The following is a 15511-nucleotide window of genomic DNA, read 5'->3' on the forward strand; positions in this document are numbered from 1 at the left end:
TCCATGCTATAATGAATTTAACAAAACAATGAGACAGCAGCAATGAGGGACAGGTTTTATAAAACCGCCAGGCACAAAAGGAGGGTAAAATGAGAAGAAGTGAAAAACTAGGTATGCTGACTGGGTTGATCGTAGGAACGATTCTTTTACTGATCAGCTTTCTGATGGGAGTGAAGCCAGTTTGCAAAGTATGGGGAAGTCAGACAGCATACACTGCAAGTGAGGCAGAAAAGACAGGTGTTGAGAACAGTTTCCGTTATAAAGATGGAAAATTAATTGTTAATTCCAATAAGTCAGGAAGAAGTATTGCAAGAGTTATAAAGCCATCTAATACAACGGCACAGGGAATCGATGTAAGTTATCGGCAAGGGGATATTGACTGGGAAAAAGTGAAAAATAGCGGTCAGGTTGATTTTGCGATCATCCGTTGTGGATTTGGAATGAATGAAACCAAACAGGATGATAGTAAGTGGAAATACAATTCCAGCGAGTGTGAACGGTTAGGGATTCCTTATGGTGTTTACTTATATTCCTATGCGGATACTGTAGCAAAAGCAAAGAGCGAAGCAAATCATGTGATTCGTCTGATCAAAGGAAAGAAGTTGTCATATCCAATTTATTATGATATGGAAGAAAAGACAGTTCTTAATTCAACAAATATGACAAGAACCAAAGCAGCACAGATTGCACAGGCATTTTTTAGTACTTTAGAAGCAGCCGGATATAAGAATTTAGGAATATACAGCAATGCGTCACGTTTCGACAGTAAATTAGCAGATGGAAAGCTGACGGCTTCAATTTTTAACCAGTATCCAAAATGGGTAGCAAGTTACAATGATACGTGTAAGTATCAGGGAAACTATCATATGTGGCAATATAGCAATGTAGGAACGATTGATGGAATCTCAGAAAATGTAGATTTGAATTTTAAGATTGGAAACTGGAAAAAAGCAGGGTTTACACCAAAGAAAGTTACATTAGATAAAACAAGTCTTACCATGACAACAGGAACATCAAAGACGATAAAGGCATATGATCCTGCAAATAGTGCATACAAATTATCCGTTCAGTGGAAAAGTTCCAACACAAAGATCGCAACAGTGGATAAGAATGGCAAGATCACTGCCAAATCAGCAGGCAAGGTCAATATCACCGCAGTATTAAATAGCCAGGCAAAAGCAACTTGCCAAGTAAGCATTGCACCAAAACCAACAAAGATCAAAAGTGTAAAGAAAAGCGGCAAAAATGGAATCAAGGTCACATGGAACAAAGTATCAGGTATCAGCAATTACCAGATCTATATGTCCACAAAAGCAAGATCAGGATTTAAAAAGATCGCAACCATTTCTGCCCAAAAGACATCTTACACAAAAACAAAATTAAAAAAAGGCAAGAAATATTATTTTAAAATAAGAACAGCAAAAAAAGTTTCAGGAACATATTACTATAGTTCCTACACAGCAGTAAAATCAATAAAACGATAAAAACTACCAAAACTACCCCTTTCAATTCTGTTCCATTTGTAGTAGCATAAAAGGTATCAAATGATATAGAAAAAGGAGATTTTGTAAGATTTTATGAATAATAAATATACAATTATCAAACAGGAATCTATTGAAGAATTAAATGGAACAGGATACCTTTTAAAACATAACAAGACAGGGGCAAGAGTCGTTGTCGTATCAAACGAAGATGACAATAAGGTATTCCAGATCGGATTTCGTACACCACCGAAAGACGACACTGGAGTACCTCATATCTTAGAGCATTCCGTTTTATGCGGATCAAGAGAATTTCCAATGAAAGACCCGTTTGTAGAACTGGTCAAAGGATCATTAAACACATTTTTAAACGCTATGACATATCCAGACAAGACAGTCTATCCGGTTGCAAGCCAGAATGACAAGGACTTCTTTAATCTGGTACATGTTTATCTTGATGCCGTATTTTATCCAAACATCTACAAGAAACCAGAGATTTTAAAACAGGAAGGATGGCATTATGATCTGTTAAGTGAAGATGCCGACCTTACTTATAATGGTGTTGTATTTAATGAGATGAAAGGAGTATTCTCATCTCCAGACCAGCAGCTTGCCCGTATCATTCAGAAGTCTTTATTAGAAGACACACCATATGGATTCGAATCAGGAGGAGATCCAAAGGCAATCCCTGATCTGACTTATGAGATGTTCCTTGATTTCCATAAGACTTATTATCATCCATCCAACAGCTATATTTATCTGTATGGAGATATGGATGTGGATGAATATCTGACATTTATCGATGAACATTATTTAAGTGATTTCGATGAGAAACAGATTGATTCTTCATGGGAGAAGCAGCAGCCGTTTACAGAAGTAAAACGTGTGGAAGAATATTATCCAGTCGGGGAAAATGATTCTGAAGAAGAGAAGACTTATTTATCTTATAATGCAGTGATCGGGGACAGTCTGGATGCGAAACTTTACTTAGGATTTGAAATCTTAAACAGAGTGTTATTTGATGCACCAGGGGCGCCAGTGAAGAAAGCATTGATGGATGCACAGATCGGAAAAGATATTCAAAGCTCTTATGATAATGGAATCATGCAGCCAGTATTTTCTGTGATCGCACAGGAAGCAAGAGATGATCAGGAAGAGGAATTTGTTAAGATCTTAGAAGAGAATTTAGCAAAGATCGCCGAAGAAGGAATTCCAAGAAGAAATCTTTTAGCCGCATTTAATTATTATGAATTCAAATACAGAGAAGCAAACTTTGGACGTTTTCCAAAGGGACTGATGTATGGACTTCAGATGTTTGACAGCTGGTTATACGACGATGAGAAACCATTTATTCATATTAAGACAAATGAGACATTCAAGCAGTTAAGAGATGAGATAGAGAATGGTTATTTTGAAAATCTGATCAAAGAATATCTGATCAATAACAAACATAAGTCCATCGTAATTATGAAGCCAAAGAAAGGTTTACAGAAAGTCAAAGACCAGGAAGAAGCGAATAAATTAAAAGCTTATAAAGATTCTTTATCTGAAGATGAAGTGAAGAAATTAGTGGAAGAGACAAAACAGTTAAAAGCATCACAGGAAGAAGCTTCCACCAAAGAAGAATTAGAGAAGATTCCAGTCATCGATATCGAGGATATCAGAAAAGATGTCAAACCATTATCCAATGTGGAATCTGAACTTGGAGGTGTGAAAGTCTTATGGCATCAGTATTTTACAAACAAGATCGCTTATGTCAAATTGGCTTTTGATATGAGTCATGTACCAATGAATCTAGTACCATATGCATCATTTTTAGCAGAGATCTTAACAATCGTTGATACAACAAACTACAGCTATCAGGAATTAGGAAATGAGATCAGCATTGAGACAGGTGGAATCGGTGCGACAATGGATGTTATGCCAACCGATGTTCATGAATTCCTGCCAATGTTTATCTTAAAGACAAAATGCTTCTATTCTAATATCACAAAAGCATTCGAGTTATTAAAAGAAGTTGCATTTGAAAGCAAGTTAGATGATAAGAAACGATTAAAAGAGATCATCGGACAGATTTATACAAATCTTAAGATCACACTGACAGAGACAGGACATAAGAGTGCTGCAAACCGTGCGATGTCTTATTTCTCAGAATACGCAGCATACCGTGAAGCAATTCAGGGAATCACAATGTTTGATACTGTGAAGAAATGGTATGAAAACTTCGAGGAAGAATATGACAACATCGTCAATGGATTAAAGAAAGCAGCGAAGGCAATTTTTGAGAAACAGAATATGACGATCAGTTACACAGGAAAAGAAGAAGCTCCTGAATTCATGAAAGCAGAAGTAGAAAGCTTTATCGAAGGGCTGTATGAAGATCAGAAACAGGGTGAGAAAGTTAAAGTTATATGCACAAAGAATAATGAAGGATTTGCAACAGCAGGTGGTGTTCAGTATGTAGCATGTGCAGGAAACTTTAAAGATGCAGGCCTTGAATATACAGGGGCATTAAAAGTATTGCAGATGATCTTCTCTTACGAATATCTGTGGATTCAGCTTCGTGTCAAAGGTGGAGCTTATGGATGCATGTGCAGTTTCTCAGATCAGGGAGATTCTATGTTTGTGACATACCGTGATCCAAATCTTGCAGAATCTTACAAAGTTTATGATGAGGCAGCAGATTATGTAGCAAATTTCGATGCTGATGATCGAGATATGAAGAAATATATCATCGGAACGATCGGAAATATGGATATTCCAATGGAAGCGGTTGATATGGGAGCAAGAAGTTTCCATGCATATTTCCTAGGAAAGACAGAAGCAGATCTTCAGAAAGACAGAAATCAGGTATTATCTTGCACACAGGCAGATATCAGAGCGTTAGCACCGATCGTTAAGGCAGTCGTAGAATCAGGAAACCGTTGCTGTATTGGAAATGAAGAGAAGATTGATCAGAATAAAGAATATTTTGATGAAGTAAAACACGTACTATAGAGAAAACAGGGAAAGGACAATTTATGGCAAATGAATTTAAATCTGGATTTGTAACATTTATCGGACGACCAAATGTTGGAAAATCAACATTAATGAACCGCTTGATCGGACAGAAGATCGCGATCACATCAAGCAAACCACAGACAACAAGAAATCGTATTCAGACTGTGTATACAGATGAAAGAGGACAGATCATCTTCCTCGATACACCGGGGATCAACAAAGCAAAAAATAAACTTGGAAACTATATGTTACAGGTTGCAGAACGCACATTAAATGAAGTTGATGTAGTTTTATGGTTAGTAGAACCAAGTACTTTTATTGGTGGTGGTGAAAAATATATCATTGAACAGTTATCTAAGATCAAAACACCGATCATTTTGGTGATCAACAAGATTGATACAGTGGAAGAAAAAGATATCTTAGAAGCAATCGATACTTACAAAGATGTATGTGACTTTGCAGAAATCATACCAGTATCAGCTCTGAAAGGCAAGAATACAGATGATGTCATAGACAGCATTTATAAATATTTAGATGAAGGTCCAATGTATTTTGATGAAGACACGATCACAGACCAGCCGGAGAGACAGATTTGTGCAGAGCTGATCCGTGAGAAAGCACTTCGCTTGTTAAGCCAGGAGATTCCGCATGGAATCGCTGTTGTGATCGATGCGATGAAGGTCAGACGTCATGGACATATCGTAGATATCGATGCAACGATCGTATGTGAGAGAGATTCCCACAAAGGAATCATCATCGGAAAACAGGGATCTATGCTTAAGAAGATCGGGACACAGGCAAGAATTGAGATGGAAAACCTTCTTGATATGAAAGTAAATCTTCAGTTGTGGGTCAAAGTGAAAAAAGACTGGAGAGACAGTGACATGCTGCTTAAGAACTATGGATACGATAAGAAAGAAGTATAAAAATGTCACAGGAGATCAAAGTGACAGGTATGGTCTTACAGGCTGGCAATATCGGGGAGTACGATAAACGGATCGTACTCCTTACAAAAGAACGCGGAAGAATTTCTGCATTTGCCAGAGGAGCAAAAAAAGCAACCAGCCAGTATGCTGCTGCCTGTCAGCCATTTACATTTGGAGAGTTTTCTTTATATGAAGGAAAGAATTCTTTTAATCTGATGTGGGCAGGAGTCGATAATTATTTTGATACATTAAAGAAAGATTTAGATCTCATTTATTATGCCAGTTATTTTTGTGAGCTTGCATCATATCTTACAAGAGAAAATAATGATGAACTGGAAATTCTAAAATTACTATATCAGACTTTGCGGGCGTTGGAGAAAAAGACGATCAATATCGAACTGATCCGCTGCATTTATGAGATTAAGATTCTAGCATTTTATGGAATAGGAATTGAAGCATCCAGATGTGTAAAATGCGGAAAAACCGAAAATCTGATCTGGTTTGATGCAAAAGAATGTGGCGTTGTATGCAAAGATTGTGAGCATGGCAAAGTAAAAGTAAGCCCTTCAACCCTGTATACCCTTCAGTACATCATGTATAGTTCAATTCAAAAACTTTATACATTTAAGGTAAGTGATGATGTATTATGGGAATTAAAAAAGATCATAAGAGAATATATGAGATATCATATTGATCATGAATTTAAATCACTCGTTTTTTTGTAATCTGTTTGATACAAAACAAAAAATAAAAAACTTCAGGACTTGTTTTATAAAAACAAGTCCTGAAGTTTTTTTCGTTACTGAGATATGTATCTATTTGTTATTTTGATAAAATGCGAAGAACTTTTACAAATTTTTCTTTATCATCTGTAGAGAATTTTTCTAACAGACGAAGAATTTCTTTGTTCAGTACGTTATCTTTCTCACCATTTTCATCGGATTCTGGACGAAGAAGATAGTCAATAGATACATTTAATAGTTTTGCGTAGTAAGATAATACACGAAGGTTCATCTTTACGCGGTCATTCTCAATGTTGCTGATAAATGCAACTGTTACATCAAGTGCATCAGCAATCTGTTCCTGAGTGTACCCTGCCTGCTTGCGCAAAGTTTTCATTCTTTTACCAACATTGGTGTAGTCAATTTGATACATGGTTATAAATTCCCTTTCTTCATATCTCATATAATAATAACACTAAGTATTATAATATAAAAAAATTTAAAAAGTAATATTCATTCAGTATATTTGATATATTTTCGAGTGTGAAGCTTTTCAAATATACCTTGAAAAATTACTTATTACAAGATACAATATATAATAATACAAAAAAGTAAAGAGGTAAAGGCTATTATGAAATTAACAATGGAGAAAATCGTTAACCTTGCTAAGGTACGTGGATTTGTATATAGTGGTTCCGAGATTTATGGAGGACTTGCGAATACATGGGATTATGGAAACCTTGGAGTGGAACTTAAGAATAATGTAAAGAAAGCATGGTGGAAGAAGTTCATTCAGGAAAGCCCATATAATGTCGGAATTGATGCTGCAATCTTAATGAACCCTCAGACATGGGTAGCATCAGGACATCTTGGTAACTTCTCAGATCCATTAATGGATTGTAAAGAATGTCATGAACGTTTCCGTGCAGATAAACTGATCGAAGATTATATGCAGGAACATGGAATGGAGATCGAAGGATCTGTGGATGCATGGTCCAAAGAAGAGATGGAAAGCTTCATCAATGAGCATGATGTTGTATGCCCAACTTGTGGAAAGAAGAACTTCACAGAGATCCGTCAGTTCAATCTGATGTTTAAGACATTCCAGGGTGTTACAGAGGATGCAAAGAACACAGTTTACTTACGTCCAGAGACAGCACAGGGAATTTTCGTAAACTTTAAAAATGTTCAGAGAACATCAAGAAAGAAGATTCCATTTGGAATCGGACAGATCGGTAAATCATTCCGTAACGAGATTACACCAGGAAACTTTACTTTCCGTACTCGTGAGTTTGAACAGATGGAATTAGAATTCTTCTGCAAACCAGAGACAGACTTAGAATGGTTTGAATATTGGAAGAATTACTGCATCAACTGGTTACAGACACTTGGAATCAAAGAAGATGAGATGAGAGTGCGTGACCACGAGAAAGAAGAATTATCTCATTATTCTAAGGCAACATCTGATATTGAATTTATGTTCCCATTTGGATGGGGTGAATTATGGGGTATCGCAGACCGTACAGATTATGACTTAACTCAGCATCAGAATACATCTGGTGAAGATTTAACATACTTTGATGATGTGAATAAAGAACGTTATATTCCATACGTTATCGAACCTTCTCTTGGAGCAGATCGTGTAACACTTGCATTCTTATGCTCTGCTTACGATGAAGAAGAATTAGAAGGTGGGGATACAAGAACAGTTCTTCATTTCCATCCAGCATTAGCACCTGTTAAGATCGGTATCTTACCATTATCTAAGAAGTTAAGTGATGGTGCTATGAAAGTTTATGAAGAATTAGCAAAAGAATATAACTGTGAATTTGACGAACGTGGTAACATTGGTAAACGTTACAGAAGACAGGATGAGATCGGAACACCTTACTGTGTAACATTTGACTTTGACTCTTTAGAAGATAATGCAGTAACAGTACGTGACCGTGATACAATGGAACAGGAACGTATTAAGATCGAAGATCTGAAAGCATATTTTGCAGAAAAATTCGCATATTAATAAGAATGAGGATCCGGGGGAATATCTGATATCTCTCCGGATTTTCTTTACCTAAATTTACCTAATAAAAACCCTGAAAACAGCCAAAAGGATCATGGAGGGCAGGATTATGAACAAACACTATGATTTTTCCTACACACAGGACAGAGAATTGTCCTGGCTGAAGTTTAACGAAAGAGTTTTAAGAGAAGCGGATAAAAAGAATGTTCCTATTTTTGAGCGATTAAAATTTCTAGAGATATTTACAAACAATCTGGATGAATTTTTTATGGTCAGAGTTGGAAGTATTCATGAGATGAGTCTGATCCATGATGATCACAGAGATATCAGATCTGATCTTACACCAGAAGAACAATTAGATGAAATCGCAAAGCATGTAAGACCATTATATGAATTACGGGATCAGATATTTGCGAAAGTTTCAAAAGAATTAGAACAGAAAAATATTATAAGAAGCAAGATTGAGGAACTTACAAAAGAAGAAAAGAAAAAATTAAGATCATATTATGAAGCGATGATCTTACCAGTGCTTTCCCCGATCGTGATCGGCAAACAGCATCCATTTCCACATATTCCGAATAAGGTTTTACAAATCGGACTGATCTTAAAAAAGAAAGAGAAAATATCATTCGGGATCATCGGACTTCCGAGAGACTTGGAGAGAATGATCTTCTTTCCTGGAGATGGAAGAAGGTATGTACTTTTGGAAGATATCATTTTGTATTATTGTGATGATCTGTTTGAAAATTATTCCGTGGAAGAAAAGGCCGTTTTGTGTATCACAAGAAGTGCTGACATCAATCCGGATGATGAGATTTATGAATCAACGGACGATTATCGTACTCACATGAAAAAGATCATTAAAATGAGAGCAAGATTAAAACCGGTTCGTTTGGAATTTGAAGGAAATGATCATAAACACATTAAGAAATATCTGTCTATGCGGTTAAATATCTCAGAACAGGATATTTTCAAAAGTCAGAGTCCGCTAGATCTGAAATATGTTTATAAGTTAACAGATAAAGTCTCCAAAGAAGAACGAAAAAATGGATGCTATCGTCCATTTACACCAGCACTAAACAGAGATTTTATTCCAGGGATGAGCGTGACAAAACAGATCATGGAGGAAGATAAACTGCTATCATTTCCATTTGACAGCATGGATACTTTTATTGAATTATTAAAGGAAAGTGCAAGAGATAAAGAGACACTATCAATTAAGATTACGATCTACCGCTTAGCAAAACAGGCACGGATCGTCAAATATTTGTGCGAGGCTGCCGAAAATGGAAAAGAAGTTCTTGTGTTGATGGAGCTTAGAGCAAGATTTGATGAAGAAAATAATATCAATTATTCAGAAATCTTAGAAGAAGCAGGATGCAAAGTTATGTATGGAATGGAAGATTATAAAGTACATTCCAAAGTTTGCCTGATCACGAAGAAAAACAGTCGTGGAATTTACTATATTACACAGATAGGAACAGGAAATTATAATGAAAGTACATCCAAAATGTATACAGACTTAAGTCTTATGACAGCATCAGATAAGATTGGACAGGATGCATCGATATTTTTTCATAACATGGCGACCTTTAATCTCAATAGAACTTATAAACATCTACTTGTCGCACCATCAAGTCTTCAGGATGAGATCATAAAAAGGATTGAGAGAGAAAAGATGAAAGCCGAGAGCTTCCAGCCATGTGGAATCTTTATGAAAATGAATTCACTGACAGATCGAAAGATCATTGACGAATTATCAAAAGCTTCAACAGCAGGTGTTCCGATATTTCTTCTGATTCGTGGAATCTGTTGTATCCGTCCGGGAATTCCAGGAAAGACAGAAAATATCAGGGTGGAGAGTATTGTCGGAAGATTTTTAGAGCATTCAAGAATTTATGCATTTGGAGTTGGGGACGATACAGATATTTATATTTCATCAGCAGACATGATGACAAGAAATACAAGAAGACGAGTCGAAGTTGCAGTGCCAATCTATGATCCAAGACTAAAACAAAGAATCTTAAAGATGATCAAGATTATGAAACAGGATAATATTCAGGCACAGGTATTGCTTTCAAGTGGAGAATATACAACGAAAAAGAAACGAGAAGACAATGTGAATTCGCAGATTTATTTCTTAAATGAAGCGAAAAGACTTATAAAGAAGGAAAAGACACCAAAACAAACATTTTTACATCAGGTAAAAGGTATCTTTTTTGGAAATAAAAAATTAAGAAAAAAATAACTCGCAATTGATACCTGAAATAGGGTATACTATAGCTAACAAAAATGCCAACATTCAAGGAGGGATATGCTATGAGAAAAATTATTTTTAATAAAAAGTTTTTAGCAGTTGTAGGAATCTGCTTATCTGTAGCCGGAGGATTTGCAATCAAACAAAAGATTACAACAAAGGCAGCAGACCAAAGTTTTGAAGTCAATGGAATGAATGTCAGCATTCAGAAATGCGAAGGAAAATCAGAGGAGATCATGGAAGAAGATCTTGATGAAACGATCTCTAATGAAGTTATGGCACTTGAAGAAAAAGGACATAATTATGAGATTGGAGATACGATCGAGACAGAAGAAGTAGACTTCGTACCAATGACAAAAGAAATTGATGATGAGACAGCATACAATGCATTTGGGACGATCACATCAAAGAGCGGAAATAACTATGTTATTGTCGTGAAATCAGAAAAAGAACTGACACAAGATAATTTAGAAACTGTCGCTGAAGCAGTGAAAGAACAGGTAAAATAAAACATATGATCGTGGAGGCAGAGATGATTTTAATTAAGAATGCAAGAGTGATGGATCCAGAAAGCGGATTCGATCAGGTAACAGATATTTTATTAGACGGGAAGAGGATCAGACAGATCGGTAAGGTAGATGATGTCTCTGGCATTGAACAGGTCATTGATGCTTCCGGGATGATCGCAGCCCCTGGATTGATCGATGTACATGTACATTTCCGCGATCCGGGATTTACATATAAGGAAGATTTACAGACAGGTTCTGCTGCGGCAGCAGCTGGTGGATTTACGACGGTAGTATGTATGGCAAATACAAAGCCTGTCGTGGATTCTGTGGATATTTACAAAGAGATCGAAGACAGATGTGAACAACTTCCGATCAAAGTATGGCAGGCAGCAGCTGTGTCCAAAGGATTTGAAGGAAAAGAATTAACAGACATGGATGCACTCTATGAAGCAGGGGTTCGTGGATTTACAGACGATGGAATTCCACTGATGGATGAGAAGCTCGTAGAAGAAGCCATGAAGAAAGCCAAAGAATTAGATGTACCGATCAGTCTTCATGAAGAAGATCCTGCATATATTAAACAGCCAGGAGTGAACCAGGGAAAAGTCTCCGAACAGTTAAATTATGGTGGAGCTTCTTACCTGGCAGAAGCCGTGATGGTAAAGAGAGACTGTGAATTAGCAGTCAAAACAGGAGCGAAAGTCGATATTCAGCATATCAGCTCTGGTGTTGCGGTAGATTACGTGAAAGAAGCCAAAGAAAAAGGTGCGAATGTTTACGCAGAGGCGTCTCCACACCATTTCACGTTGACAGAAGAGGCCGTATTAAAATACGGAACACTGGCAAGAATGAACCCGCCACTGCGAACAGAAGAAGACCGTCAGAGGATCATCAAAGGATTACAGGAAGGTACGATCGAGATCATTGCGACAGACCACGCCCCACACTCCAAAGAAGAGAAAGACAAACCATTAGATCAGGCACCAAGTGGCATTACAGGGATCGAGACATCGCTGGCACTTGGAGTCACAGAACTTGTGGAGAAAGGATATCTTTCTATGATGCAGCTTCTGGAGAAGATGACGATCAATCCAGCAAAACTATATAATATGGAACAAGGAAGATTGCAGGAAGGGAAACCTGCGGATGTTGTCTTGTTTGATCCAGAGGAAGAATGGGAAGTCAAGGAATATAAATCCAAAGCAACGAACTCTCCATTTACAGGATGGAAATTAAAAGGAAAAGTAAAATATACGATCTGTGATGGCAAGATCATAGAATTATAATGTATACAAGAAGAAAACAAAATCATTAAGAATTATGTAGAAGAATCTTAAGATTTTGTTTTCTTTTTTGATGCTTTTTCTTTGTATAATAAAGTTGAAAACAATAAGACAGGAGACAATAAGAGAATAAGGAGGAACAAAGATGAGAAAGTGTGGGAAAGGTACTTTACTATTGATGAGTGCTGTTATGGCAGCATCGTTGTTTACAGGGTGTGGGAAGGGTAAGAGTAGTCAGGCACAGAAAAATGAAGTCTATGCAACGATCAAAAAAAGCGATCAGTCAGCATCTGCAGCACAGATCTGTGCCTGGCTTTCCTACAGGGCAAAAAATAATAGGTTGTTTCAGAATGAAGGAATAGAATTGTCGTATTGCTCAGATAACCTTGCCGTATTTTCAGACTCTGTCGGAAGTGTGATCTATGATAGAACAAAGAAGAAAGTCATTGCTGCGGTAGATCTTGACAAAATCGGATGTGATCATTTCTACAGTGAAGGAGATGAAGAAAATCCAGGACTTGAGACGGCTATAAAGGTGTCAAAAGATCAGAAATGGATGATCATTTACAATCAATTACAAGGAAAAGTAAACGGAAATATTTATGCATATTCGCTCAAACGGTGTGAGAACATGAAATTTGCAAAAATCACGCCATCCAAACAGATCAGTGAAAAAGACAAATTGTATCAGACGATCATCAAAGATCATAAACATACACAAAAAGAATCGGACAGCATACCTGGAAAGATCGGAGATAAGATCCGTGCAATGGATGTCTCATCAAGTAAGTATGTATATCAGTGGAAAGATTCCAAAGGAATCAGAAAACAATCGGTGTTAGTGGTAGACAAAGACGGCCTAAAACTATATACTTTATCAGGAAAAGAAAACCAGCCAGACATACAAAGTGAAATGGTAGATCTTAAAACATCCGACAAAATAAAACTTAATACCAAACTTCCAGAATACAAATATACAGGGAAAGACTTAAGGATCAAGGCAGTCTTTGATGAGACAAAAAAGAGATCTGACGAAGATAAAGAAGAAGGACTTGTTACAATCCCAATGCTGAATATTTATAAGATCGTTGAAACAAAATCCGGAGCAGAAGTTTATGCGAACTTTTGGAGTGAAACATATTATCGTTATGGAAGTCTGTTAAAGAACTACTCTGGTGGAAGTTATCCAGGGGTCATGTATCTGAAGAAAACAAAAGACGGCTATCGAGTAACCAAGACAAGATACGCAGAAGATGGAGAATCTCTGGAGAGATCGATCTGGAAGTTATGTAAAGGATATCCTGATGTTGCAATAAGGATGATGAAAGATTCCGCTACACAAAATCAAAGGAAGAAAGTCTTACAAAAATATGTTAGTCAGAATAAATTAAAGATCAAAGCTTACAAAGAGTATGGATGGCAGTATGTAAATTTATAAAGAAGGGGTAAGTAAAGAATATGAAACTTACATTGAAAAAAATGATCGCAAGTATCTTGTGCATCAGCATGATCCCATCTATGATGACAGGATGCAAAAAGGAATCGACATCATACAGCCATACAGATTTTGCAATGGGAACTGTAACGAACATTACACTCTATGGAACAAGCGATGATCTGGAACAGACAGAACAAAAGATCATCGACATGGAAAAGAAACTTGAAAAACAACAATTGTCATGGAGATTAAAAAGTTCCCAGGTTTCAAAAATCAATCAGAAATTAGAACAAAACAACGGAAAAACAAAAGTCACAGGGAATCTTAAAAACTGGTTACAACAAGCGATCAAGATCAGCCAGGACTCCTATGCAGACGGAAGAAACACGGTAGATCCAACGATCGGAGCATTAACAAAACTCTGGGATTTTGAATCAAGCAGCCCAAAAGTACCAGATGCAAATAAGATCAAGAAAGCGATCAGCGGAGATCTGTCAGAAAACAGCCAGCATGTCACAGTCAAAGACAACGGAGAAATCCTTGCATGCGACAAAAATACCAAGATAGACCTTGGAGCCTATGGAAAAGGAATCGGAACCGACGAAGCCATCAAGATCATCAAAAAAGACAAAGAAATCACAGGAGCCATGGTAGCCCTAGGAGGAAGCATTGTAGTTTATGGAGAAAAATCTGACGGCTCCGACTGGAACGTAGGGATCCAAGATCCAAACGGCAAAGACGGAGAAGTCCTAGGAGGGATCAAAGTCAAAAGCGGCACAAGCATTTCAACATCTGGAGATTATGAAAAAACATTTACAGATAAAAAGACAGGCAAACGCTACTTCCATATCTTAGATTCCAAAACAGGATACAGTGTAAAAACAGATATCAGATCCTGCACGATCATCTGCAATTCAGGACTCAACGCAGACGGACTATCTACAGCATGTTTCAGTTTAGGAGTAAAGAAAAGCCAGAAATTGTTAAAAGAATATAATGCAAAGGCTGTTTTTGTAGATAAAAACAATAAAGTATATGTAAGCGATGGAGTGGAATTTACATTAACAGCAAAAGATTATAAAATTTTAAATTTGTAGTTGGCCAACTGTAGATTTTGAGTATATGATGAAAAATAAATAAACGATCGGAAGAGCAGCTAGAGAATTTTCCTCACGTTTTTTACAGATCGCTGATCCGCCGGCTTTCTTTGCGAACTCGCCTTCAAAGGTATTTAGCCCAGAACTCTTTGAGGCTCAAACAGCGCACCAAGCCGGCTGCGAATCCGTAAAAAACGTGGCAAAATTCTAATGCTGCTCTTCCGATCGTTTATTTATTTTTTATCAAATACCAGAAGTCTAAAGTGTGGACAATTACAAGATTGAAAAATTTAAGTGGGTGTATATGTTAAACGTTGTCAACTTCCAATTTATGTAGTGGTAGACAGAATGTTTATTATAAATACCAATACAGTAAAACATACACACTACGTAGTGATTTGAATAGACTTCAGGTGTATGTGACAGGAATCAAAGAAAAACAAATATTTAAAAGAATCCAGGTGGCAAACATGAGCACTTTTTGAGTGCGTTTTTTACAAATTCGCAGTGCCTGTGGTTGGATGTCTGACCGTTGCTGCGGGCATTTTGGCTCGCAGCGAGGGAGTTTCCAAAGGAACAGGCACGGATCAGCGATTTGTAAAAAACGCTCTCAAAAATGCGGAGTTGCCACCTGGATTCTTTTAAATATTTGTTTTTCTTTGATCCCTGTCACATACATGTAAGCCTATCTAAAAACTTTACATTTAACAAAAACTTTACACAACTCTTCTTTTTGATTTTACATTTCCGAAGTAACATAATATCTGTAATTGATACG

General features: G+C 36.9%; 11 protein-coding genes. 10 read left to right on the forward strand and 1 reads right to left on the reverse strand.

What is annotated here, in order from left to right:
• Positions 1–89: 89 nt before the first annotated feature.
• The 4 genes from KE503_RS02070 to recO all read left to right on the forward strand — a co-directional run bounded on the left by KE503_RS02070 (position 90) and on the right by recO (position 6132).
• A complete protein-coding gene (locus KE503_RS02070; RefSeq protein ID WP_249182933.1) occupies positions 90–1484 on the forward strand; it encodes a GH25 family lysozyme in 1395 nt (464 codons plus the stop codon).
• Between the two features lie 93 nt (positions 1485–1577).
• Positions 1578–4478 carry an insulinase family protein gene (locus KE503_RS02075; RefSeq protein WP_212384363.1) on the forward strand — a complete coding sequence of 967 codons (2901 nt, stop codon included), beginning with the start codon at positions 1578–1580 and terminating at the stop codon, positions 4476–4478.
• 23 nt (positions 4479–4501) lie between these two features.
• Positions 4502–5407, forward strand: a complete 906-nt coding sequence (gene era, locus KE503_RS02080) for a GTPase Era (RefSeq protein ID WP_022374164.1) — start codon at positions 4502–4504, stop codon at positions 5405–5407.
• A gap of 2 nt (positions 5408–5409) precedes the next feature.
• The gene (gene recO, locus KE503_RS02085; RefSeq protein WP_055196223.1) at positions 5410–6132 is read left to right on the forward strand and encodes a DNA repair protein RecO; all 723 of its coding nucleotides are present in this window, start codon (positions 5410–5412) and stop codon (positions 6130–6132) included.
• A gap of 97 nt (positions 6133–6229) precedes the next feature.
• Here the strand turns inward: recO and KE503_RS02090 are convergent, their stop codons facing one another.
• Positions 6230–6562: a helix-turn-helix domain-containing protein gene (locus tag KE503_RS02090; RefSeq protein ID WP_242852072.1), complete on the reverse strand. Its 333-nt coding sequence runs from the start codon at positions 6560–6562 to the stop codon at positions 6230–6232.
• 198 nt (positions 6563–6760) lie between these two features.
• Here KE503_RS02090 and KE503_RS02095 point away from each other — a divergent pair, with 198 nt between their 5' ends.
• The 6 genes from KE503_RS02095 (at position 6761) to KE503_RS02120 (ending at position 14733) form a co-directional block, all read left to right on the forward strand.
• Entirely contained in the window at positions 6761–8149 is a 1389-nt protein-coding gene (locus KE503_RS02095; protein WP_055196221.1) for a glycine--tRNA ligase, read from the forward strand.
• Between the two features lie 109 nt (positions 8150–8258).
• Positions 8259–10397, forward strand: a complete 2139-nt coding sequence (ppk1, locus tag KE503_RS02100) for a polyphosphate kinase 1 (protein ID WP_249182934.1) — start codon at positions 8259–8261, stop codon at positions 10395–10397.
• Between the two features lie 71 nt (positions 10398–10468).
• Positions 10469–10915, forward strand: coding sequence for a hypothetical protein (locus KE503_RS02105; RefSeq protein WP_212384364.1), 447 nt, complete (start codon positions 10469–10471; stop codon positions 10913–10915).
• A 23-nt stretch (positions 10916–10938) separates the two neighbouring features.
• Positions 10939–12201: a dihydroorotase gene (locus tag KE503_RS02110; RefSeq protein ID WP_009265529.1), complete on the forward strand. Its 1263-nt coding sequence runs from the start codon at positions 10939–10941 to the stop codon at positions 12199–12201.
• A gap of 142 nt (positions 12202–12343) precedes the next feature.
• Positions 12344–13636 carry a hypothetical protein gene (locus KE503_RS02115; protein ID WP_212384365.1) on the forward strand — a complete coding sequence of 431 codons (1293 nt, stop codon included), beginning with the start codon at positions 12344–12346 and terminating at the stop codon, positions 13634–13636.
• An 80-nt stretch (positions 13637–13716) separates the two neighbouring features.
• Complete coding sequence (locus tag KE503_RS02120; protein ID WP_212384383.1) at positions 13717–14733, forward strand: FAD:protein FMN transferase; 1017 nt, start codon at positions 13717–13719, stop codon at positions 14731–14733.
• Positions 14734–15511: the final 778 nt, after the last annotated feature.

The sequence above is a fragment of the Anaerostipes sp. Marseille-Q3525 genome, from assembly GCF_018223505.1.
Taxonomy (GTDB): domain Bacteria; phylum Bacillota; class Clostridia; order Lachnospirales; family Lachnospiraceae; genus Anaerostipes; species Anaerostipes amylophilus.

Bases quoted from the DNA above. Each gene is read 5' to 3' on its own strand.
- KE503_RS02090 (WP_242852072.1), bottom strand. From the start codon at position 6,562: ATGTATCAAATTGACTACACCAATGTTGGTAAAAGAATGAAAACTTTG.
- KE503_RS02110 (WP_009265529.1), top strand. From the start codon at position 10,939: ATGATTTTAATTAAGAATGCAAGAGTGATGGATCCAGAAAGCGGATTC.
- ppk1 (WP_249182934.1), top strand. From the start codon at position 8,259: ATGAACAAACACTATGATTTTTCCTACACACAGGACAGAGAATTGTCC.
- KE503_RS02105 (WP_212384364.1), top strand. From the start codon at position 10,469: ATGAGAAAAATTATTTTTAATAAAAAGTTTTTAGCAGTTGTAGGAATC.
- recO (WP_055196223.1), top strand. From the start codon at position 5,410: ATGTCACAGGAGATCAAAGTGACAGGTATGGTCTTACAGGCTGGCAAT.
- KE503_RS02115 (WP_212384365.1), top strand. From the start codon at position 12,344: ATGAGAAAGTGTGGGAAAGGTACTTTACTATTGATGAGTGCTGTTATG.
- KE503_RS02095 (WP_055196221.1), top strand. From the start codon at position 6,761: ATGAAATTAACAATGGAGAAAATCGTTAACCTTGCTAAGGTACGTGGA.
- KE503_RS02070 (WP_249182933.1), top strand. From the start codon at position 90: ATGAGAAGAAGTGAAAAACTAGGTATGCTGACTGGGTTGATCGTAGGA.
- KE503_RS02120 (WP_212384383.1), top strand. From the start codon at position 13,717: ATGATGACAGGATGCAAAAAGGAATCGACATCATACAGCCATACAGAT.
- era (WP_022374164.1), top strand. From the start codon at position 4,502: ATGGCAAATGAATTTAAATCTGGATTTGTAACATTTATCGGACGACCA.
- KE503_RS02075 (WP_212384363.1), top strand. From the start codon at position 1,578: ATGAATAATAAATATACAATTATCAAACAGGAATCTATTGAAGAATTA.